This window comes from Halobellus litoreus (assembly GCF_024464595.1).
GTDB classification, from domain to species: domain Archaea; phylum Halobacteriota; class Halobacteria; order Halobacteriales; family Haloferacaceae; genus Haloquadratum; species Haloquadratum litoreum.
In genome coordinates this window covers 1,423,184-1,445,432 of the sequence record NZ_JANHAW010000001.1, presented here as the reverse complement: position 1 = coordinate 1,445,432, position 22,249 = coordinate 1,423,184, and the positions used below count along the sequence as shown (strand labels likewise).

At 67.6% G+C, this 22,249-nt stretch carries 20 protein-coding genes; 15 read left to right on the top strand and 5 right to left on the bottom strand.

Annotated features, from left to right (window positions below):
• Positions 1–21: 21 nt before the first annotated feature.
• Both NO360_RS07345 and NO360_RS07340 read left to right on the top strand, forming a co-directional pair.
• A complete protein-coding gene (locus tag NO360_RS07345) occupies positions 22–1,071 on the top strand; it encodes an AI-2E family transporter (RefSeq protein ID WP_256306984.1) in 1,050 nt (349 codons plus the stop codon).
• Between the two features lie 235 nt (positions 1,072–1,306).
• A complete protein-coding gene (locus NO360_RS07340; RefSeq protein ID WP_256306982.1) occupies positions 1,307–1,624 on the top strand; it encodes a HalOD1 output domain-containing protein in 318 nt (105 codons plus the stop codon).
• Between the two features lie 64 nt (positions 1,625–1,688).
• Here the strand turns inward: NO360_RS07340 and NO360_RS07335 are convergent, their stop codons facing one another.
• The 3 genes from NO360_RS07335 to NO360_RS07325 form a co-directional block, all read right to left on the bottom strand.
• Positions 1,689–4,307 (bottom strand): ERCC4 domain-containing protein, encoded by a 2,619-nt coding sequence (locus tag NO360_RS07335; RefSeq protein WP_256306980.1) that lies wholly within the window; start codon positions 4,305–4,307, stop codon positions 1,689–1,691.
• Positions 4,308–4,385: 78 nt separating this feature from the next.
• A complete protein-coding gene (locus NO360_RS07330; protein ID WP_256306979.1) occupies positions 4,386–4,565 on the bottom strand; it encodes a hypothetical protein in 180 nt (59 codons plus the stop codon).
• A gap of 169 nt (positions 4,566–4,734) precedes the next feature.
• Positions 4,735–4,977: a ferredoxin gene (locus NO360_RS07325; RefSeq protein WP_256306978.1), complete on the bottom strand. Its 243-nt coding sequence runs from the start codon at positions 4,975–4,977 to the stop codon at positions 4,735–4,737.
• A 308-nt stretch (positions 4,978–5,285) separates the two neighbouring features.
• Between NO360_RS07325 and NO360_RS07320 the strand changes: the two genes are divergently transcribed.
• The 4 genes from NO360_RS07320 to NO360_RS07305 all read left to right on the top strand — a co-directional run bounded on the left by NO360_RS07320 (position 5,286) and on the right by NO360_RS07305 (position 10,067).
• Positions 5,286–6,485 carry an outer membrane protein assembly factor BamB family protein gene (locus NO360_RS07320; RefSeq protein ID WP_256306976.1) on the top strand — a complete coding sequence of 400 codons (1,200 nt, stop codon included), beginning with the start codon at positions 5,286–5,288 and terminating at the stop codon, positions 6,483–6,485.
• Positions 6,486–6,600: 115 nt separating this feature from the next.
• The gene (locus NO360_RS07315) at positions 6,601–9,171 is read left to right on the top strand and encodes an ATP-dependent DNA helicase (RefSeq protein WP_256306974.1); all 2,571 of its coding nucleotides are present in this window, start codon (positions 6,601–6,603) and stop codon (positions 9,169–9,171) included.
• 19 nt (positions 9,172–9,190) lie between these two features.
• The gene (cgi121, locus tag NO360_RS07310) at positions 9,191–9,700 is read left to right on the top strand and encodes a KEOPS complex subunit Cgi121 (protein ID WP_256306972.1); all 510 of its coding nucleotides are present in this window, start codon (positions 9,191–9,193) and stop codon (positions 9,698–9,700) included.
• Between the two features lie 133 nt (positions 9,701–9,833).
• Positions 9,834–10,067 (top strand): Sec-independent protein translocase subunit TatA/TatB, encoded by a 234-nt coding sequence (locus tag NO360_RS07305; protein WP_305149084.1) that lies wholly within the window; start codon positions 9,834–9,836, stop codon positions 10,065–10,067.
• A 212-nt stretch (positions 10,068–10,279) separates the two neighbouring features.
• Here the strand turns inward: NO360_RS07305 and NO360_RS07300 are convergent, their stop codons facing one another.
• Positions 10,280–10,906, bottom strand: coding sequence for a DUF7344 domain-containing protein (locus NO360_RS07300; RefSeq protein ID WP_256306970.1), 627 nt, complete (start codon positions 10,904–10,906; stop codon positions 10,280–10,282).
• A gap of 193 nt (positions 10,907–11,099) precedes the next feature.
• Here NO360_RS07300 and NO360_RS07295 point away from each other — a divergent pair, with 193 nt between their 5' ends.
• Positions 11,100–11,915: a DUF8054 domain-containing protein gene (locus tag NO360_RS07295; RefSeq protein ID WP_256306969.1), complete on the top strand. Its 816-nt coding sequence runs from the start codon at positions 11,100–11,102 to the stop codon at positions 11,913–11,915.
• A gap of 338 nt (positions 11,916–12,253) precedes the next feature.
• Here NO360_RS07295 and NO360_RS07290 read toward each other — a convergent pair whose 3' ends face one another.
• The gene (locus NO360_RS07290) at positions 12,254–12,796 is read right to left on the bottom strand and encodes a DUF7344 domain-containing protein (RefSeq protein WP_256306967.1); all 543 of its coding nucleotides are present in this window, start codon (positions 12,794–12,796) and stop codon (positions 12,254–12,256) included.
• A 381-nt stretch (positions 12,797–13,177) separates the two neighbouring features.
• Here NO360_RS07290 and NO360_RS07285 point away from each other — a divergent pair, with 381 nt between their 5' ends.
• The 8 genes from NO360_RS07285 (at position 13,178) to NO360_RS07250 (ending at position 22,156) form a co-directional block, all read left to right on the top strand.
• Positions 13,178–14,515: a choice-of-anchor W domain-containing protein gene (locus NO360_RS07285; protein ID WP_256306966.1), complete on the top strand. Its 1,338-nt coding sequence runs from the start codon at positions 13,178–13,180 to the stop codon at positions 14,513–14,515.
• 92 nt (positions 14,516–14,607) lie between these two features.
• Positions 14,608–16,320 (top strand): vWA domain-containing protein, encoded by a 1,713-nt coding sequence (locus NO360_RS07280; RefSeq protein ID WP_256306965.1) that lies wholly within the window; start codon positions 14,608–14,610, stop codon positions 16,318–16,320.
• Positions 16,321–16,439: 119 nt separating this feature from the next.
• Positions 16,440–17,918 carry a vWA domain-containing protein gene (locus NO360_RS07275; protein WP_256306964.1) on the top strand — a complete coding sequence of 493 codons (1,479 nt, stop codon included), beginning with the start codon at positions 16,440–16,442 and terminating at the stop codon, positions 17,916–17,918.
• A gap of 223 nt (positions 17,919–18,141) precedes the next feature.
• Positions 18,142–18,951 carry a hypothetical protein gene (locus NO360_RS07270; RefSeq protein ID WP_256306963.1) on the top strand — a complete coding sequence of 270 codons (810 nt, stop codon included), beginning with the start codon at positions 18,142–18,144 and terminating at the stop codon, positions 18,949–18,951.
• Positions 18,948–20,141 carry a hypothetical protein gene (locus NO360_RS07265; RefSeq protein WP_256306962.1) on the top strand — a complete coding sequence of 398 codons (1,194 nt, stop codon included), beginning with the start codon at positions 18,948–18,950 and terminating at the stop codon, positions 20,139–20,141. The genes NO360_RS07270 and NO360_RS07265 overlap by 4 nt, the downstream gene beginning before the upstream one ends.
• Complete coding sequence (locus NO360_RS07260; RefSeq protein WP_256306961.1) at positions 20,138–21,109, top strand: signal peptidase I; 972 nt, start codon at positions 20,138–20,140, stop codon at positions 21,107–21,109. Before NO360_RS07265 ends, NO360_RS07260 begins: the two co-directional genes overlap by 4 nt.
• Positions 21,102–22,019, top strand: coding sequence for a hypothetical protein (locus tag NO360_RS07255; protein ID WP_256306959.1), 918 nt, complete (start codon positions 21,102–21,104; stop codon positions 22,017–22,019). Before NO360_RS07260 ends, NO360_RS07255 begins: the two co-directional genes overlap by 8 nt.
• Positions 22,019–22,156, top strand: a complete 138-nt coding sequence (locus NO360_RS07250) for a hypothetical protein (RefSeq protein WP_256306957.1) — start codon at positions 22,019–22,021, stop codon at positions 22,154–22,156. The genes NO360_RS07255 and NO360_RS07250 overlap by 1 nt, the downstream gene beginning before the upstream one ends.
• Positions 22,157–22,249 lie beyond the last annotated feature (93 nt).

Below are 22,249 nucleotides of genomic sequence, written 5' to 3'. Positions count from 1 at the left end.
AGTCGGCCGTGAGTCGTATCCGTGACTCGGACCCGACGGTACGCGCTGGGGGCGGTGTTCGTCCTCGCCGGTCTCACGGCGGCGGTTCTCTTACAGTCGGTCCTCGGGACCGTCTTCTTCGCCGTCACCGTCGCGTACCTGCTGTGGCCCGTCCGACGGACACTCGTCGCCCGCGGCTTCTCCCGACGGGTCGCAAGCGGCGGTGCGACCCTCGGCGCGCTGCTGATGACGGTGCTCGTGTTGGTTCCGCTCGCCGTCGTCGTCTACCTCCGATTCGATTCCTTCGTTGCGCTGGTCGGACTGCTCCCGGACGAACTGATTCTCGACGCGTTCGGGTTCCAGTACGCGATGACGCTCGAGTCGCTCACGTCCGTCGTCGTCGACATCGTCGAACGCACTGCCCGACGCGCCGCCACCGCGGCACCGGTCCTCGTCCTGAAAGCGACGCTGTTCGTCTTCCTGGTGTACTCGCTCCTGTTCTACGGCACGGACGCTCGACAGGCGGTGCTGGCGCTCGTCCCGCCGGGCTACGGCGACGCCGCGGCGGCGCTGAACCGACGCACCCGCGAGACGCTCTTCGCCATCTACGTCCTGCAGGCGGCGACCGCGCTCGGCACCTTCGCCCTCGCGCTTCCGGTGTTCTTCCTCCTCGGATACGACTCGGTCGTGACGCTTGCGACTATCTCCGCGGTCCTCCAGTTCGTGCCCGTCGTCGGCCCGAGCGTCCTGCTCGCCGGACTCGCTGTCTACCACGTCGCGGTCGGCGAACTGCTCCGCGCGGTGCTCGTCTTTCTCGTCGGCGGGCTCGTCATCGCGTTGCTCCCCGACGTTCTCATCCGCCCGCGACTCGCGCGCGAGACGGCCGATATTCCGGGAAGCCTCTACTTCGTCGGCTTCTTCGGCGGCGTGCTCACGCTCGGTCCGATCGGCGTCGTGGCGGGGCCGCTCGCGGTCGGCCTGTTCGTCGAGTCGGCGGCGCTCCTCTCGGCGGAGTTGCATCCCGAGGGCCGCGAGACACCCACGGATCGAACCGCGGACGCAGACGATGAAAACAGCGATGAAGCGTCCTGAGGGCGCAGGTGGTGAAGGCAGCGGCGGAACGGACTGAGGACAGAGAGCCGGCGACAGCGGCCACGGACTGGGAAGCGGTAGAGACGAGCATATGACGACGACAGACTCAGTCGGCGCCGATCCCCCTGCGCAAAGTCCGGATGTAACGTCATAACTTCGCGGAAGACGGCCCCTGATTATCGAATTCGATACTTTTGTCGCCAAGTTTTATATGATGCGATTTTTACGGGGCTGTATGTCAAAAGCAGGTGACTTCCGACGCGGCTCCCTCGATTCCTGGTCCGTCATCACGCGCGATACCTGGGAAGACGAAGGCGAGTTGTTGGTCCGACTCTCCGACGCGCTCGGCAGCCTCGACGAGACGGACGACGACGTGTCCCTCTACGATCACGTCGAAATCGAGGCCGTGACTCGGGCGCTGCTGCCCGACGCCGAATCGCGGGCCGTCTCGGAGATCCGATTCGACTACCAGGGGTACGAGATCCGCGTCACACGCGATGGCGTCATCGCCGCCAGTCCGTCCTCCGCCGGATCCCGACAGTTCCCCCGATAGTATCGTCCATCGGTACCGTCGGCCATAGATATTGCCGCCGGAACGAGCGACCCGCCGCGCCTGTCTACTCGTAGTCGCTTCCCACGACCTCGCGGATCCGCTCGGCCGTCACCTCGCCGATCCCGCCGACCTCGCGGAGGTCGTCTTTCCGCGCGGTCATCACCTGCTCTACCGTTCCGAACTCCTGAAGGAGCGACTGCGCCGTCACGGGACCGATGTCCGCGATCGAGGAGACGACGTACTCCTGCTGTTCGGCGAGCGTCTTCGCGCTCTTTTCGCCGTGCACGCTCACCGTTCGGTCCCGCTCCGTCTGTTCACGTTCGGCGATGGTGAGAAGCAACTCCGCGGTGTCGTCCTCGTCGCGCGTCTGGAGGACGCTCACGTCGAAATCGACCGCCAGCGAGGCCAGCGCCCCTCGAATCGCCCCCGGATGAACGTTCCGCTCCTCGTATAGCCCGTCGCCCTCGACGATCAGCACCGGGCGGGCGTACGCCCGCGACAGATCGCCGATCTGCTCGAAGATGGAGCGCTCCTCGCCGAGGAGCGTGTCCAGGAAGTCCGCGACCGACTTGCGCTCGACGGCGACCCGGTCCGAAAGGACGTAGTCGCCGACGGCCAACGTCTCCAGTCGCGTGCGGACGCCCTCGCGCTTCGAGAGGTCCTTCGCGATGGCCGCGTCGAGTTCCCGCTGGTCGACGACGATTTCGGTCTCCTCGTCGCCCTCGGCGGTGGCGACGATCCCGTCCGCGTCGTCGCCGTCGTCCGCCTCGCCATCGTCGGCATCGGCGCTCTCCTCCGTACTCCCCTCCACCGCCTCACGCCCGTCGCCTTCGGCCCGTTCGATCTCCTCGTCCGTCGGGCCGAAGTCCGTGAGTCCCGCCTGACCGTCCGCCTGCGCCGCCGTCTCCGGCTCCGTCGTCCCGCTGTCCCGTTCCTCGCCGTCACCGCTCCGTTCATCCTCACTGCTCCGTTCCTCGCCGTCACCGCTCTGTTCGTCTCCGCTCCGCTCGTCGCCGTCACTGCTCCGTTCCTCGCCGCCCCTCCCGTCTTCGCTTTCTCCACTTCGGCCGTCTCCGTTTCCACGAGTCGCCTCTTCGTACGCCTCTAGCGCCTCCTGTGGCGGGTTCAGCTCGGATTCGATGTCGCCGACGACGCTCTTCAGCTCGCGCAGTTCCGACTCCATCTCCTTCTCGCGACGGCGAGAGATCCAGAAGTACGCCTCGTCGCGGGTGTCCTCCGCGAGGAGGACGACGACGCGCCCCTCCGCCTGTCGGCCGGTCCGGCCCTTCCGCTGGATCGAGCGGATCGCCGTCGGCACGGGCTCGAAGAAGAGCACCAAGTCGACCTCCGGGACGTCTAGGCCTTCCTCGGCGACCGAGGTCGAGACGAGCACCTCGAACTCCCCGTTTCGGAAGTCGTCGAGCGTCTCCTGTTGCTCTTTCTGGGTCATCCCCTCGGAGCTCTCCTTGTCGCCCTGTCCGACGAATCGGCGGACGTCGAACGACGCCGAGAGGAATTCGGTCAACGCCTCGGCGGTGTCGCGCGATTCCGTGAAGACGATGACGCGCTCGCCCTCCTCGATGCCGAGCGTCTGTGCGAGGAGGATCCGCGCGCGGGAGAACTTCGGGTGCGTGCCGTCGAAGCTCTCGGCCAGGCGCATCGCCTCCCTGACCTTCGGCTCGGAGACGAGCCGCTGGCTCGCCTTCGACGCCCCCGAGGAGCGCGCGGCGTTGCGCTGACGCTCGAAGTACCGCCGAACGGACTCGACGGACTGGGTCTCGACCAGTTCGACCGCCCGCCGGAGTTTCATCACCTCCGCGTGCGTCGACATCCCCTTGTACCCCTCCGACTTGTCGGCGTTCATCAGCTCTTGGAGCTTTCCGCGCATCCGATTCAGCTGCTTCTGGGAGACGTCGGGCTGGGTCGTGTTCGTCACCCCCAGCGACTTCAGCTTCTGCAACCGATCTTTGATCACTTCGTTGAGCGCGTCGCGGATCCGCAGGATCTCGTCGGGCAACTGGATCCGCTCCCACTCGACGGAGGTGTCGTGGGTGTACTCGTCGACGTCGGCGTCGTCCTCCGTCATCACCTCGACCTCGGCGATCCCGAGGTTCTGGCAGACGTTCAGGATCGCTTCCTTGTCACCACCGGGAGAGGCGCTCATCCCGGTCACGAGCGGATCCGTCGCGTCCGCGTGGTAGCGCTCGGCGATGTAGACGTACGCGTAGTCGCCGCTCGCGCGGTGACACTCGTCGAAGGTGAGGTGAGTCACGTCCGCGAGGGAGATCCGAGACCCCACGAGGTCGTTCTCGACGACCTGGGGCGTCGCGATCACGATCCGCGCGTCGCCCCAGGCGTCGGCCCGATCCTCGGGGCGGATCTCACCCGTGAAGACGACGATCTCTTCGTCGGGGATCGAGAGCGCCTCTCGGTAGAACTCGGCGTGCTGTTGCACGAGCGGTTTCGTCGGCGCGAGAAAGAGCACCGTGCCCCCTACCTCGTGCAGCCGATGGGCCGTCACGAGCAGGCTCACGGTCGTCTTCCCCAGTCCGGTCGGGAGGCAGACGAGCGTGTGCCCGTCACGTGCCGTACTCGCGAGTTGGACCTGATAGAGCCGACGCTCGATGAAGTCCGGGGTCAAGAGCGGGTGGTCAACGTAACCGGGCTCGTCGGTGGCCGCCATCACGCGGGATTGGGCGTCACCGCTGTTAAGGGTTCGCCGAGGAGGGTGGAAGTGAAACCGGAGGTGTCGGCCCCGATCTCACCGGTTTCCGTCCGCGTCGACGCCGAACTCAGAACCGAACCCGTCACGACGGCCCTCGCGCCCGTAGGCGTCGGCTGTCGGTCCGCCGTCCTCGCGGTCCTCGACGGAGTCCGGCAGCGACGCCCCGATCAGGTCTGCCCACTCCGAGAGGTTCTGCTTCTGGTTTCGGTGGCTCATACTCGTCCCTCGGGCGTTAAAATCTCCGCCAACGTATATAATGATTGTGCTGCGCGGCTGTTCGGGTATTCTGGGCCCTTGCGGGCGTGCTGGCCCACCTTGCGGGCGTATTGGCCAACTCTCCGGGTGCACCGGCCCGCCGTTCGGGCGTGGCGGTCGTCGATCCGCCTCAGATCACTTGCTCGCCGTCATCGTCGTACAGTTCGATGGCGTCGACGGGGCAGGCCCGCGCGGCGAACTCGGCGTCGAGTTCCGCACCGTCGGGAACCTCGAGTTCGAAGACGTCCTCCTCGACTTCCGTCGCGCCCGTTAACTCCGCCTTCCCCGCGTCCATATTCTTCTGGAAGGCGTCCCACTCGTCGACGCACTGGAACATCCCGATGCAGGTCTCTCGATCGTAGCGGATCTTCATACGCGACGTTCGGTGACGGGACACATAGCGGTGACGACGCTCCCCGACGAACGGCTCCCGACAGGAGTAGACCGCTGCGGCCGACGACGTGAACGCCCCGGTTTGCGGTACGGCGATCAGCGATGGCGTCGGGCGCGTCTCCGAACTCCCCGCCGGTGCGTATGTTCGACTTCGAACCCAATCGACTGCGGCCTCCTGTCTGTGTACCGCGCGGTCGGCCGTAACATCGCGCCACTCCATCCAGGCTGCGACCACGGCGGCCGCACTTTCTGCGGAAAATATATTTATCACTCATCCAACCAAACCGTATGAAACGACGCGGTGCTCTCGCTTTACTCGGTGCTGGGCTCACAGGGACTGGCGGCTGCCTCCGGCTGGTGGACGGCGGGGACTCGACGCCGCCGGAATCCGAGACGCCGCAGGATCTGTCGACTGCGACCCCGTCGGACGGGACTCCGACGAGCGACGGGTCCAACGAGGTAACGCTGACCGAGACGTGGACCGACGAGAACGGCGTCGACAACATCTGGACGAGGGAGGGGACGTTCTACTACAACGATTACAACTACGCCGCCGAGGCGTCCCACGGTGACGGTGTGCGGTGGTCGGCGGACACGACTCACGACGGTGTGGACGAGAACTTGGGTGCCGATGCGTTCGCGGCCGACGGCAGGTACGCGATCTTCGGCTACACTCCGGAAGGGGAGCACGAGGATGCGGGCGCCCATTTCCACGCCTACCGGCGGTACGACGGCGAGGAGGCGTGGGTCGTCGCCGCGCCGTCGGACGGCACACACAACCTGGCTGTCGGTGCGACGGTGGTTGGCAGCACGGCGGTTCTCGCAGTCTCGGACTACGGCGGGGGCGAGGAGCGGGCACCGCTCGTCTACGGCGTCGACATCGAGACGGGCGAGGTGCGGTGGCAGGGTGACGAATCGGTGCTTTCACCCTCGTACATCAGATACCTCGACAGCTACGACGGTGACGTGTACGTCGGGCTGCCGGACACCGTCCAGGTACTCGCGGCTGACACCGGGGATCCGATCGAGGCGTACAACTGGCTCGCCGGTACGAGCAGGCTCGAATCCGTAGCCCGGATACACGGGGAGACACTGTTTACGGCGTGGCCAGGAGGGTTTGACGCGCACCCGATCGGGGACAACGGCGTCTCCTGGTCGAAGACCGACCTCGGTCGTGTGTACACGACCCCCGTGATCGACAACTCGCTGACCGTGGTCGGAACGCGAGACGGAACCGTGTACGCGTTCGAGCGCGGGTCCGGTGAGACACGGTGGGAGGCCAGCATCACGAATGCCGTCGCCGCGATAGCGACCACCGGCTCACACGTCTGGGTCGGGGACACGGACATCGGACTCACGGCCTACGATCGGGCAGACGGATCGGTGGTGCATCGGTCGGCGAAGCCCGTCAACGGCGACGACATCGCCGTCGCGGACGACGTGTTACTGCTCGGTGGGGACACCGCGACGGCGTACACGATCGACTGACTCAGCCGTTTCCCGTGTCGGGTGACTCCCCACGCGACCACGACCGCCGCTCACCGAACCACGATCGGACCTCGTCTCCGATCGTTTAAATCCGGGGACGACGTACCCGCACACAATGCAACCGGAGGAGGTGCCCGAACTGCCCGAGGGGGTCGCCGCCCACCTGCGCGGGGAGGGAATCGAGGAGCTCTACCCCCCGCAGGCCGCCGCCGTCGAGGCCGGCGTCACCCGCGGGGAGAGCGTCGTCGCGTCGGTGCCGACCGCCTCGGGGAAGACGCTCGTCGCGGAACTCGCGATGCTTTCCAGTGTCGCCCGGGGCGGAAAGGCGCTCTACATCGTGCCGCTGCGGGCGCTCGCCTCCGAGAAGAAGACCGAGTTCGAACGCTGGGAGGCGTACGGCTTCGACGTCGGTGTCTCAACCGGCAACTACGAGTCCGACGGCGAGTGGCTGGCCTCCCGCGACATCGTCGTCGCCACCTCCGAGAAGGTCGACTCGCTCGTCCGCAACGGCGCGGCTTGGATCGACGAGCTGACCTGTGTCGTCGCCGACGAGGTCCACCTGGTCGACGACTCACACCGCGGGCCCACGCTCGAAGTCACCCTCGGGAAGTTGCGGACGCTCAATCCCGGCCTCCAGGTCGTCGCGCTGTCGGCGACTGTCGGCAACGCCGACGTCGTCGCCGAGTGGCTCGACGCCGAACTCGTCCAGTCCGACTGGCGACCGATCGACCTCCGGATGGGCGTCCACTACGGAAACGCCATCTCCTTCGACGACGGCACCCAGCGCGAGGTCCCGGTCGGATCCGGCGGGCGGCCGACCGCCGCGCTCGTCGACGACGCCCTCGACGGCGACAGCGGCGGTGACGACAAAACTGACGACCAGGGCTCCTCGCTGGTCTTCGTGAACTCCCGACGGAACGCCGAGGCGTCGGCCAAGCGCCTGCGAGACGTGACCGAGCCCCACCTCACCGACGACGAGCGGGGGCGACTCGCCGAACTGGCCGCGGAGATCAGAGAGGTCTCGGACACGGACACCAGCGACACGCTCGCGTCCTGCGTCGCGAAGGGCGCGGCCTTTCACCACGCCGGCCTCGCCTCGGAGCACCGCTCGCTCGTCGAGGACGCCTTCCGCGACCGACTCGTCAAGTGCATCTCGGCGACGCCGACGCTCGCGGCCGGCGTCAACACGCCCAGCCGTCGGGTGATCGTCCGCGATTGGCGGCGCTACGACGGCGAGTTCGGCGGGATGAAGCCGCTGGACGTGCTCGAAATCCACCAGATGATGGGGCGGGCCGGTCGTCCCGGACTCGACCCCTACGGCGAGGCCGTCCTGCTCGCGAAGGACTCCGAGACGCGAGACGAGTTGTTCGAGCGGTACATCTGGGCCGATCCGGAGCCGGTCCGCTCGAAGCTCGCCGCCGAACCGGCGCTGCGGACGCACGTCCTCGCGACGGTCGCCTCCGGGTTCGCGCACACCCGCTCGGAGCTGCTTGAGTTCCTGGACCAGACGCTGTATGCCACCCAAACCGACGAATCCGGTCGGCTGGAACGCGTCACCGACGACGTGCTCGCGTACCTGGAGCGCAACGAGTTCATCGAGCGCGAGGACGATTCGCTGACTGCGACGAGCGTCGGACACACCGTCTCGCGGCTGTATCTGGACCCGATGACGGCCGCCGAGATCATCGACGGGCTGGAGTGGGCCGACGCGAACCGCGGAGAGATGACTCGCGCGCTCTCGGGTGCGGGTTCGACTTCGGACCCCGCCACGACGAGAGCGTCGGACGCCACCTCGACGCCGGCCGGTGCCGCCACCGATCCGGCGGACGCGGGGTTCCAGCGCGCCAGCGAGCTGACGTCAGATGCATCCGGTAATGACGCAGCCGACGATGATGCAGCCGACGATGACGCAGCAGACGCCGAGGCGGACGCAGACGCGGCTGCTTCCGCCGATGCGCCCACGTACCCGACGGCGCTCGGCCTCTTCCACCTCGTTTCGCGAACGCCGGATATGTACCAGCTGTACCTCAAGTCCGGCGACAGAGAGACCTACACCGAAATCTGCTACGAGCGAGAGGCCGAACTGCTCGGTCGCACGCCCTCGGAGTACGAGGACGTCCGCTTCGAGGAGTGGCTCTCGGCGCTGAAGACCGCCCGGCTCCTCGAAGACTGGGCGGACGAGGTCGACGAGGACCGGATCACCGAGCGTTACGGCGTCGGTCCGGGCGACATCCGCGGGAAGGTCGAGACCGCCGAGTGGCTGCTCGGCGCCGCCGAACGGCTCGCCGGCGAACTCGACCTGCCGGTCGTCCCGGTCCGCGAGGCGAAAAAGCGCGTCGAGTACGGCGTCCGCGACGAACTGCTGACGCTCGCGGGCGTCCGCGGCGTCGGCCGAAAGCGCGCCAGACGGCTCTACGAGGTCGGCATCGAGACGCGCGCCGACCTCCGGGAGGCCGACAAGTCCGTGGTCCTGCGGGCGCTTCGCGGGCGGCGAAAGACCGCCGAAGGCATCCTCGAGAACGTCGGTCGGCAGGACCCGTCGATGGAGGGCGTCTCGAAGGCCGACTCCGCGGCGACGAGTCGGCCGGCAGACGATTCGGACGCACGGGACGGAACGTCACAGCCGACGTCGACTCGGGCCGACGACGATCCCGAAGAACAGGCCAGCCTGGGTGATTTCGGATGATCGCCGCCGGAGGGATCCGATGAAACTCGTCGAGGGAACGGTCGCCGTCGACGACGTCGACGCGTTCGTCGCCGAGATCGACGAGGTCGCCGCCGCGACCGGCGCGACGGTCCAGGTGTTCGACGCGCGATACGTCGTGAGCGAGCGCCACCTCGAACGCGCCGTCGAGTTGGCCGACCGGGCGTTCGATCGAGGGGAGAACGTCGCCCGCGAGCGCGCGGTCGAGATCCTCCTGTACGCCGCCGGCCGCCGGCAGATCACTGACGCCCTCGAACTCGGCGTTTCCGCCGGCGAGAACCGCGTCGTCGTCCTCGTCGACGCGGCCGAAACGCCGTCGACGTCCGAGGAGCGCGCGGCGGCGTCGATCCGCGACCGCGTGCTCGACGACGTCGAGGCGACGCTCGGCGACTACGACACCGAACGGGTTCGGGAGTACTTCGACGTCGGGGACGCCGAACTCGACGTCGTGGACGGCGACCTCGAAGCGCTCGTGCTCGAACGCGTTGCGCTGCTCGTCGTCGAGAAGTGAGGAGCCGCGTCGGTGGCCCGTGCCGCGACAGCGAACCCGAGTCCGCAGTGATCGCGTCGAACGGGACGATGAATCCGAATTCCGATTCGGTAGGACAGCCATAGCTATGCTCGATCCCGCCGTCCCAGCGGGTATGGACACACTCCTACCGGCCTTCATCGGCATCCCAGGCGGTCCGGAACTGCTCGTAATCCTCCTCCTCGTCGTCCTGCTGTTCGGCGCGGACAAGCTCCCGAAACTCGCCCGCTCGTCCGGGCAGGCGATGGGAGAGTTCAAACGGGGGCGCGATCAGATCGAGGACGAACTCAGAGAGGCCGCGGAATCGACGCCGGCCCGCCCCGAAGGAGAACCGGCCGAACGGGCCTGATACGTCCCCGGTGACTGTGCGGCTCAGATAGATTCTCGATAGGCGTGTACGACTCCGACAGACCTTCGGTGCGCGTACGGCTCAGATAGACCTCCGACGCGCGTATGACTCCGATAGCTGTCCGAGCGATTTGTCCGCCGGACACGAGTCACGGTCCCCCGACAGCGGCCGCTCTCGGACGTGTTTCACGACCGCGAGGAGCGGCAGCAAAGCTAGGCTTCTTCGGTAATCTCTCGTGGCGGTTCGACGTCCGGCGGCGTCGCGGTGGTTCCGATGAGCGACCGGCGGTCGCGGATCGTGTGAACGCAGCCAGCGACCGTGAACGCCGCGGCGACGAACAGGGCGTAGCCGAACCCGCCCACGTACGAGAACGGTGGGAATCCGAGCGCGCCGACCACGACGAGGGCCGACAGGACGCTTCCCAGCACGAGGTAGAACTGGCTCCACGGGATGTCGTCTCGCGGCACGACGTCGAGGTAGATATCGAACGCCCGAACGTGATCCGTCATCGTGATCGTGCCCCGATCCTTGTCGTACTCGACGACGCCGAGTCGGTCCATCGTCGGGAGGTGCGTCTGGTGGAGCGCGGTGTACACCCGTTTTCGCTGTTTCGGTGTCACCGCCTGCCGCTCGATACGGTTCTCCCACGCCGCGATCTGTTCGGAGAGATCGCGAATCGTCACCGGACCGTCTACCTGGGTCAGATAATGCAGTGTGTACCGACGCCGTCGGCTACTCAGCGTCTCGAACACCGTCTCAGTAGACAGTTCACGATCGTTCGAGGCGCCCGGCTTGCCGGCGTCTTGTCTCGTTTTTGTTATCTGTGCCCCACCTTTCATACAGTTCTATTGACTGATGAGAATATGAATCTACCTATCATGGGATACGATGTCATTAACTCCGTTCCGTTCGTCGTAGCGCACGGCTGATAGTCGAGACGTACCGCTATCCTCGTGGGGACAAACAGACGGCCTCGCGGTCGATAAGCCGATCATACCTATACATTTTGATGACCTTATCCGAGAGAGAGTTATGAATCGACAATCGTCGCCGTCGTTCCTGACACGGATCCGACGTCCGGAATACACCGGTGACAACCGGTGTCTGCCGTGCACCGTCGTCAACCTCGGTCTCGCTGCTGGGCTTACCGGCGTGGCGGCGCTCGTTTCCCTCCCCGCGGCCGCCGCCGTCGCGGTCGGCTCGCTCGCGAGCATCTATCTCCGCGGCTATCTCGTTCCCGGCACGCCGGAACTGACGGCGCGATATCTCCCCGACCGAGTGCTCGCCTGGTTCGAGAAGGCCGACCCGTCCGGGCCGACCGAGGACGCGGACTTCGACGTCGTGGCGTTCCTCGACCGCGCGGGCGTCATCGTCGACGACGGCGACGATGCCGCGCTCGCACCGGGGTTCCAGCGCCGCGTCGAGGCGGCCGCGCTCGACCTCGACACCGACGCGGCGATGACCGCGGCGACGGCGGATCTGCTCGGCGTCGACGGCGATCGAGTGGCGTTCGTCGACGGCGGGTCGTCGTGGCGGGTCTCTGTCGACGGGTCGATACGCGGCCAGTGGGAGTCGCGAGCGGCGTTCGTCGCCGACCTCGCCGCTCACCGCACGCTCTCGGCGTGGACCGACGAGTGGGCGTCGGTGCCGGGGGCCGCCCGCGGCCGGACGCTCTCGGCGGTCCGCGCCTGCCTCGAAACGTGCCCCGTCTGTGCGGGCCACATCCGACTCGGAACCGAATCGGTGCGCTCCTGCTGCCGCGAGTACGAAGTCGTCGCCGCCACCTGTACCGACTGCGACGCCCGACTCTTCGAGACCGACGCGCGGGCCGTCGTGAGTGCGGAGTGATTATCGCCGAAACCGGGGAGTGACTACCGTCGTGACCGCGGGCTGGTCACTCTCGAACGACGAGTGGAACCCGCGGTTCACGATCGCGGACCGAACCCCCTCTGACTCTCTCTCGCAAAAGAACGTGTTTCGACGGGAGTTGTCCGAGGGGACAGTGATTTTTACGGCGGGCCGATCTTGCTTCACGCTTGTCGATTCGAATCTCCCGCAGTGGCCGATTCGGATCCACAACCGTTGCTGTGATTGTTTGACTCCAAAACTGTGGTCTTCCGGACCCGCGGCTGTGAATTGATTCGAGCCCTCTGCTCCTTCGATCGGACGGTCGCCGCGCCGCGAGTTCAGAACAATCGAGCGCGGAGCCGTGCGAGCCGACCTCGCGCGCCGAGTCGCGCGGCAACGAGTTGATAGGCCGTCGAGACGGCGAAGAAGACGAGGAAGGCGGTCGCAGGGACGAGTGGATCGACGGCCGAGAATCCGGGTACCGAGGCGAGCGACGCGACGGTGGCGAACAGACCGACGACGCCGAGCGCGCGGTAGTACTCTCCCCACGTCACCCCCGCTCGCGTCGTCACGTCCATATACCGCCCCAGGTGACCCGCCTGCGCGCACACGCGAACCAGCTTCCGGTCGGGATCGTACTCGACCAGTCCGAGTTCGTCCATCTTCGGGAGGTGCGTCTGATGGAGCGCGTTGTACACGCTCTCGCGGAGCGCCCGCGGAGCGGGGCTCTGCCCGGACTCGGTCGCCGCAACACGTTCGGATAGCTCTCGCAGCGACAGCGCCTCCGGCTGGGTCCACAGCTCCGCGAGCGCCTCTCTGCGGCGCGCGTTGCTCAGTACGTGGTACACTTCCACCTCCGGGAGCGCGGATCGCTGGAACATCAGGCTTCGAGAGGAGCTTGCCGGGTATAGCCATGAATCGACTATCTCTCGACCCCGGAACGGAACGCTCGCCGTACGAAATCGGGATCGACCGTCGCTGACCCGGTATACCAGGTGGACTGACCGGTACGACCGCCGGACCGACCGGTACGGGCCCCGGACTCGACCGGTAGGTTGCTCGGACGGATCCGGTACGGCGGCTATACGGGGCGGTAGAGCCGACGTATCCGACCCCCGAAATGCTGCAACGAGTCCCTGAAAATGGCCTCTTCAGCGGCTAAAACCGTTGAACCGGCGCATAGGTAATACCACATAGGCTGTGGGGTAATTCGTCCCGAAACGACCGGTGACGGTCTCACGGTCCGACGGGCGGACAAACCGATGACGCAAGACAACCAACCCCAACTGTACAGCCTCTCACGCCGAAAAATGCTCGCCGGTCTCGGTGCCGTCGGCCTCGCCTCCGCGGGCGCCGGTCTGGGAACCTCCGCGTATTTCAGCGACGAGGAGAGCTTCGAGAACAACACGCTGACAGCCGGGACGCTCGACCTGCGCGTCCGCTATGAGGCCTCCTACGACAGCGACGGCGCGGTCGAGAATATGGCCGACTCCGCGATGGGGACTCAGGACGGCGACCCCGCGGGGATGTTCTACGACCTCGACGACGTGAAACCGGGCGACTCCGGGCACGTCGAGTTCTGTTTCGACATCGTGGACAACCCCGCCTACATGTGGGCGTGCGGTGACCTCTCCCAGGCCGAAAACGGAATGAACGAGCCCGAGATGGCGGTCGACGACACGCCCGACATCGGGGAGCTCGGCGACAGCATCGTGGCGCGACTCTCCTACTGCGACGAAGTCGACGGCGCGTTCGTCGAGGGCGAGGAGATCGTCTCCGGCTCGCTCGTCGACGTGATCGCGGCCATCTCCTCGGGTGCGGCGCTCGACGGCGACGGCGTCGCCGGCCTCGTGCCCGGCGAGCAGTCCCCGTACGACGAGGAAGTCGTCGTCGACGAAGAAGAGTACATCACCGGCGCGTGCATCTGCCTGTTCTGGGAGATCCCCTACGAGGTCGGCAACGAGATCCAGTCGGACTCGCTGACGATGTCCTTCGAGTTCCACGCGCTGCAGGCCCGCCACAACGACGGCACCACGAACCCGTGCGCGCCGTCGATCACCACCCGGACGGGCGAGGGCTTCGCCAAGCAACAGGAGTTCGCCACCGAGCAGGAGACCTCCTTCGCCCGCGGCCGCTTCGGTGACAACGGCCCCTCGGGGTCCTGGGAAGTCGCCGTCGGCCCCGACGTCGGCAGCGCCGACACGGCCAACTACGTCTGGACGCCCGGTAACACGGTCCCGTTCAGCTACATCTACGACGGGAGCGGCAACGCCTCGTTCACCCTCGACGGCGTGAACGTCGGCAGCGGGATCCCCGCGCCGAGCGGGAAGCTCGCGATCACGACGAAGGCCGACGAGGCAACCGTCAGCGTCGCGAACCTCGCGCTCGACCTCGACGGCGTCCCGGTCACCCTCAGCGGCCCCGACGCGATCTCGGCCAGCAACGACGGCCCCGACCGCGAGGTGACCTACCTCGTCTTCGACACCGACGCCGCGGACGTCGCGAACGCGTTCACGATCTCCGGCGACGTCACCGTCGACGTCCAGGGCGACTACTCCGGCAGCGACGAGGGCGTCGCCTTCGACATCAGCGTCGAGTGAACGACCTCTGAAACCCTCCGCGACCGGTCTGCGGAGGTGAGACACGACCCAAGACACCACCCCGAAATCACCCACCACACGGACCACAACCAATGACCAACGATCCCAAACTGTACACGCTATCGCGCCGCAAGATGCTCGCCGGAATCGGCGTCGTCGGGCTCGCCTCCGCGGGCACCGGCCTCGGAACGAGCGCGTTCTTCTCCGACGAGGAGGAGTTCGTCGACAACTCGCTCGTCGCGGGCGAACTCGACCTGCTCGTCGACTGGCAGCAGACCTACGACTTCGGCGACGGCCACCAGTTCGTCAGCGCCCACCCCGACCACGACGGCGACGGCGAACAGTCCATCGCGGCCGACAACGACGCCGGGCAGATCCGCTACAGCGACTTCCCGGACGAGGAGGACGAGGACAGCAACGGCGCTAACATCCCGGTGCTGAACTGTGAGAACATCCCCCCGCTCTCGGAGGCGGACTTCGGCGTCGACCCCATCACCGGCGAGGAGATGGAGACGCTCGTCCAGTTCACCGACGTGAAACCCGGCGACTCCGGCGAGATCACCTTCTCGCTGCACCTCTGTGACAACCCCGGCTACCTCTGGATGCAGGCCGACAACGTCTCCGAGTCCGGCGGCGTCCACGCCGAGCCCGAGATGGCGGTCGATCCGGACAACCTCGGCGACCTCGCCGGCGCGATCCAGGCGACGCTCTGGTACGACGAGGACTGCGACAACGTCTACGACGGCGCCGACCCGGTCGACATTATGCTGACGCTCGACTTCTCCGGGTCGATGCTGTACGACCAGTACGGCGGCGTCGTCAGCGGCGACGAGATCACGATCAACGGGACCACACACCCGGAGACGACGAAGATCGACCTCGTCGAACTCGGGACCCGGCAGTTCGTCGACTACCTGCAGTCGCAGAACGCCGACGCCAACGTCGGCGTCGCGTACTTCGACGGCGAGGGCAGCGACGACACCGAACCTCGAACCGGCATCCTCCAGGCGATGACGACGGACCTTTCGGTCGTCGACAGCGCGCTCTCCGGACTGCGCCAGAAACTCGCGAACGTCGTCAGCGGCGGTCCCGGCTCGACGCCGTTCGACGGCGACGGCGACCCGGACCCGTTCTCGAACGCGAGCTCGATCGCGACGGGGACGTACATCGGCGAGGGCGTCGACGACGCGCAGGACGAACTCGCGTCCAACGGCCGCAGCGGCGCCGAAAAGCGGAACATCGTCCTCTCGGACGGCGAGTCCTTCAACGGCGGCGGGAGCACGTCCTTCGCGTCGCCCGAGGACGCCGCCGACGACGCCCGCGCGGCCTCGCCGTCGCCGGCGACGGACGTCTACACCATCTCCGTGGGCAGCGCGAACGATGGCGTGCTCCAGGCGATGGCCGGCCCCGCCGGGGGCGCGGGCGGCGACCCGGCGTTCTTCAACGACGTCGACGACCCGCTCAACGTCCCGAGCGTGTTCGGGAACCTCGCGGCCCAGACGGTCGCGGAGAAGGTCATTATGCAGGACACGCTCGACAACGTCCTGGCCGCGCTGGCCGACGGGAACGGCGTCCCGCTCGACGGCAACCGCGCGACGATCTACGACGAGCTGAACGACGATCCGACCGACCCGGACCGCGAGGCGTTCCGCGGGGACGGCGTGATGCACTGCGTCGCCCTGTCCTGGGAACTCCCGTTCGAGGTCGGCAACGAGATCCAGGGCGACACGCTCGGCTTCGACCTCGGCTTCTACACCGAGCAGGAGCGGCACAACGACGGCTCCGGACCGGAACTCGCCGCCTGATCCGTGAACACGACCCACAGCGGCGGCAACGGGGGTTCGACTCCCTCGGTGGGTTCTCTCCCTCCAGCTGGACGGGAGGAAAGCATCGGTCGCGGACCACGCGCCGATACACCGTACCAATGACACAAGACAACGAACTACCGCTGTACAACCTCTCTCGGCGCCGCGTTCTCGCGGGCTTGGGCGCGGTCGGGCTCGCCTCCGCCGGAACCGGACTCGGGACCAGTGCGTTCTTCTCCGACGAGGAGGAGTTCACGGACAACACGCTGCAGGCCGGGACGCTCGACCTGAAACTCGACTACAAGGCGACCTACCTCGGCGGCACGGGGCGGCTCGACGCCGTCAGGGCGATGGGGTACCCGGACGCTGAGGAGATCGTCGACGACGACGAGGCGACCGGTCGCTACCTGCTCGCGCAAGCGCCCTCGCCCGCGGATATGCAGGAGTGGGAGGACCTCGTCCAGGGCGAACAGTTCGACTTCTGCAGCCCCGAGGCCGACCAGTACCTCGAGAACGGCGACGGCATCCCGATGTTCACCCTTTCGGACGTGAAACCGGGGGACTCCGGCGAGGTGACCGTGAGCATCCACATCTGTGACAACCCCGGCTACCTCCGAATGATCGGCGATATCACGGAGAACTCCGAGAACGGCCAGAACGAACCGGAGCTGTCGGCGGAGGGTGAAGACGCCGACGGCCTCGGCGAACTCGCCGACGCCATCGAGGTCTGCGTCTGGTACGACGAGGACTGCGACAACGTCTACGAGCCGACCGGCACCGGCCAGCAACAGGAGCTGGAAGTCGCGCTCGTCTCCGACGTCTCGGGCTCGATGGGCGGCGCGCCGCTGGCGGCGCTGAAGACCGCGGCGACGAGCTTCGTCGACAACCTCTCCTCCCCGGACGAGGCCGCCGCGATCTCCTTCAGCAGCAGCGCCCAGACCGACCAGGAGCTGACGACCGATTACCAGGCCGTCAAGGACGCTATCGACGCCTACACCTCGGGTGGCGGCACGTCGATCGCCGCCGGCATCAACGAGGGTGCCGACGAATTGCTCAACGGCACCAACGCGACCGCGGGCGCATCGAAGGTGATGATCCTGCTCAGCGACGGCAACTCGAGCGCCTCGGCCGCCACCACGGCGGCGAACGCGGCCAAGACCGCGGGGATCCGCATCTTCACGATCGCACTCGGCAGCGCGAACACGTCGCTGCTCCAGTCGCTGGCGAGCTCGCCGGACGACGCCTTCGTCGCTCCCGACCCCGCGGACCTCGACACCGTCTACGCCGAGATCGCGCAGATCGTCCTCGGTGGCGAACAGAAGATCGCAGAGGGAACGATGGCGGAAGTCTTCGCCCAGCTCTCGGAGGGCATCGTTCTCGATGGCGACCGCCAGGAAGAAGGCCTCCAGCCGTACCCGGGTGCGACGACCCAGTGCATCGGGTTCGAGTGGACGCTCCCGTACGAGACCGGCAACGAGATCCAGTCGGACTCCGTCACCTTCGACTTCGGCTTCGAGGTCGAGCAGTCGCGCCACAACGACACCCCGTTCGCGACGCCCGAACCCGCGCCGACGAACTCGACTGACGCCGGAAACTGACGCCGACACCGGCGGCTGTCGTCGCCGATGTCGCGTGACGTCTCGTCGCGCGGCCGAGGCGTTCGACCGGGTGCCCCGGTAACGACGCCATGCCACGGAGTACGGGCGTCGTATCGGTCGCGAAGCCGCTCCATACCTATGCTATCCGGTGCTGTATCGCTATCAGAACGCGGACCGGGAGATCGGTCCACCAACCGACCCGGCGTATCCGGGACCAACGACAATGACACTCACACGTCGGGAACTGTTGACGGGAATCGGCGGGGGAGCGCTCGCCATCGGCGGGTTCTCCCTCCGCCGGGACTCGCCCCGCTTCTCGCAGTATACGTACGCGGCACCGGAAGACGACACGGACGACCGACGGCTCCGTATCGCCTGGTACGAACGATACAACGGCGGCTTCGTCGCGAACCACGCCGGAACGAACGACGGCCTCGAAGCGACGCTCGACCCGGACAGCGGGCCTGCGTACGTCGACGAGGCGACGTTCGTGACCGACACGGCCGGCCCGGTCATCTCCGTGGGAAACGTCCTCCCCGGAGACGCGGGCACGCTCGTCGTCGGGCTCGAAGTGGTCGACGGCAGCGGCGCGGAGCCACTCGACGTGTGGTTCCGCGCATCGATGACCGAGAACGCCGAAAACGGCGTGAACGGTCCCGAGCGGAACGCCGGCGACACGACGGACGACGAGGGCGAACTCGACGATGAGGTCCTCGTGGAGATGTGGCGCGACGGCTCGCCACTGGGGAGCTGCAACGGTGTGAAGGAGTTCGACGAGACGCTCGAATCGCCGCTCGTCGCTCCCGCTTCCTTCGCCGACGCGTTCGCTCCGACGGCGGACGCCGGCGACGCCGAAGGACTGCTCGCGTTCGACTGCCTCCCACCGGGAGCGTTGCGGTGCGTCGCGCTCCGCTGGGAGTTTCCGGAAACGGCCGGGAACCGCGCGCAGGGGGATTCCCTGGGCTTCGACTTCTCGTTCGTCGGCGGCGCCTGCGACGGCGACAGTCCGTTCCTCGTCGGAGGTGCGCAATGATACTGAGTCGCCGCCGCGTGCTGGCGGCGCTGGCCGCCGCCGGCGGTGCCGGCGCGCTCACGGGGACCGGAACGGCCGCGATGCTCCGGGACGCCGAGCGGTTCGACGCGTCGATCACGACCGGCACCGTCGACCTCGTCGTCGAGTACGACCTGCTTACCGGCCCCGGTTCGGGAGGTCCCGACGGGAGCGGCACCGTCGACGGCCCGCGGATTCGCATCCCCGTCGATTCCCTCGGCGCGGACGGCGACGCGGGGAGTATGCTCCTCACGTTCGCGCTCCCGCAGGAGGGCGACGCGGTCAACAACCCCGCGGCGCTGTGGCTCGCGACCGACTGTCCCGCGCCCGCCTCGACGGCCCTGGCCGAAGCCATCCGGCTGACGCTGTCGTACGCCGACTGCGACTCCGGCACTCCGATCGAGCGGATCGTCAGCGGGTCGCTCCGGGAGGTCGCCGACGGCCTCCGCGAGGGACACCGCGTCGACGGCGATCCGACGACCGACGAGGTCGACTGTCTGACCGACGAGGTCTGCCTGCTCGTCGAGTACGAGCTCGCCGGGTACGTCGGCACGGAGACGGTCGACGTGCCCCTGTGGTTCTCGGCGGTCCAGTGCCGACACACGACCCCGGAGAACCCCTTCGCGGACCGGGACACGGAACCGTGTCCCGCCGCCGACCCCTGCCCGTGCTGCCGGACGCTCGGCAAACTGGAGTTCGAGGGCGGCACCCAACCCGGCCTCGACGACAGCTTCGCCGAACCCGGCACGTACGCGTTCACCGAGGGCGACGCCGACTACGGCCTGGAAATCTACGATACGGTGGATAAAGACGGCGAGCGCGAGACAGTCGGGGTCGCCTTCCGACTGGTGAATCTCGCCGACAGCGACGCCGCCGTTCCCAGCCTCTGCACTGTCGCGGTCAAGGGCGGTCCCGGGTTCGAGCAGTACGACCGGGACGACGGGACCGCAGCCGACACCGCGGGCCTCCCCGGCAGCGACGCCGACGGTCTCGTCTACGCGCCCGACGGGAAGGGAATCAGCCACGTCACCGTCTGCATCTGCACCACCGAATCGGCGGCGGACTGCCCAGGGTGCACCGACCCCTCGCTCACGAACGGCGGTCGCGGCGGGACTGGAAACGGCGGCCGAGCCGGGAATCCCGTCAAGAACTCGAACGGAGGTGGCCGATGACCCAGATTCCGAAGCCGACGATGCCCAGCGCCGCCGCACTACTCGCGACGCTCGTTCTCGTCGCGGCGGTCTCGCCCTTCGTCGTCTTCGCCGTCCCGCAGGTCGTCGGGGCCGACGAGGGGTTCGTCGTCCTCTCCGGCAGTATGGAGCCCGAACTGTCGCCCGGGGACGTGGTGATCGTCGACGCCGCCGCGCCCGTGCGGGTCGGTGACGTCATCACCTACCGGACCGGCGGCGATACCGTGCCGACGACTCACCGCGTCGTCGGCGAACGCGACGGCGGCTACGAGACGAAAGGCGACGCCAACGAGAACGTCGACGCGGGCCTGGTCGGCCCCGAGGCGATCATCGGACGGGTCGTCCTCACTATCCCCGTCGTCGGCCACGTGATCCTCTGGGCGAACACGCCCGTCGGATACGTCGCCCTCGTCGTCACCCCGCTGGTGCTGCTCGGCCTCAGCGAACTCCGCGCGTGGGCCCGCCGAGAGCCCGGAGCCGAGGCGGCCGCGGCGGCGACGGCCGATCCTGAATCGGACCGCGGCCGGCCGGCCGCGGACGCCGATGCGCCCGAGACGGGCAACAACGCGGCCGGGATGGACGTCGAGACGTCCGCGTCCGACGCCAGCGGGCCCGCTTCGGACGTCGGATCCGTCGACGGAAACGCCGACGGGGCCACCGCGCAGCGGTCGGCGGGAACCGTCGCGGTCGCCGCCGTCGACCTGAAGCTCACGCTCCTGGCGATGACGACGCTGTTCGCCTACGCGGGGTGGAACGTGTACCGCGAGTTCGCCGCCACCGCGGCCCCGAACCCCGTCTCCGTCGGTGCGCTCACCGGCGGGCTGCTCGGCCTGCTGTTCGCCGGGTCGGTGACGCTAGCTGCCTGGCGGGCCGCACGAGCGGCCGCTCGGCGCCCCTCGACCCCGGCTCTCACTGACGGGAGCGGGGACGTGGAGGTGGGCGATGAGTAAGACGCTCGCGGTCGCCTGTGCGCTGCTCGTCCTGTTCGCCTCGGCGACCGTGGGGTTCGCGGGCGGACTGTCCGTCGCCCTGCTGTCGGACGAGGAGTCGGTTTCGGTCGGCTTCAGTGCCGACGTGCCGAGCCCCGAGGCGGTCACGATAGACGACGCTCCGGCGGAGCCCGTCGGCCTCTCGGCGTCCGGATTCGCGATCGATGCGAACGCGACTTCCTCGGACGAGGAGGGCTCCTCCGAGGTCGGTGACGACACCACTGGCCGAATCGGGAGCACCGCGGCAAACGTGACCGCGAGCGGGAACGATTCGACCGCGGGCATCGGCTCGACCGGCGGAAACGGCGCGACCGATACGAACGGCTCGGCCGTCGACAACGAGACCGCCTCGGCTCCGACCCCCGCTGGCGAGGACGCCCCCGACGCCGATCCCGCGGCCCCGGTGAACGACACGGCTCCCGACGAGGAGTCGGCGGACGAACCGGATCCCGAGGATCCACTCGGTCCCGAGTCTGCAACCTCGCCCGAGTCGGATGACGATCGAAGCCCCGAGACCGACGAGCCTCGACCGTCCGGTGACGACGATCGGACGTCCAACGACGGAACTCAGGCGCCAGACGAGGAGAACGCGCCCCAACCGGACGGTGAGGGGACGCCCCAATCGGACGGTGAGAGCACGCCCGATTCGAGCGGCACCGACGCCGAGCAGTCGTCCGACTCCGACGCGGAGACCGCCGCGGGATCGGATCAGCCAGATCCCGACGACGGCGAGTCGGAGTCGGATTCCGGGAGTGAGAGCACGACGGGCGCCGGGGAATCGGGCGAAAGCCCCGATGAACCGGACGGTGACGCGGACGGGAGTGTGACCTCCATCGGGAACGGACCGGCGTCGGGATCGGTCCTCGGCTGATGCCCCTGCGGGTTCGATGGCTGCCGGGTCGCCTCCCGGGAACCGCCCCCGATGCACCGCGGCGGAACACGCTCGTGATTCTCGGGTACCTCCTCGGGGGGATCCTGTTCGCCGGAATTCTGTACGCACTCGTTTGAGTGGTCCCCGTGGTGAAGCGGCCGGATCACTGGTTACGAGAGCGCGGTCTCCCCGCCGACAGAACGGCCCTCCCGCGACGGTTCAGTGTCTGT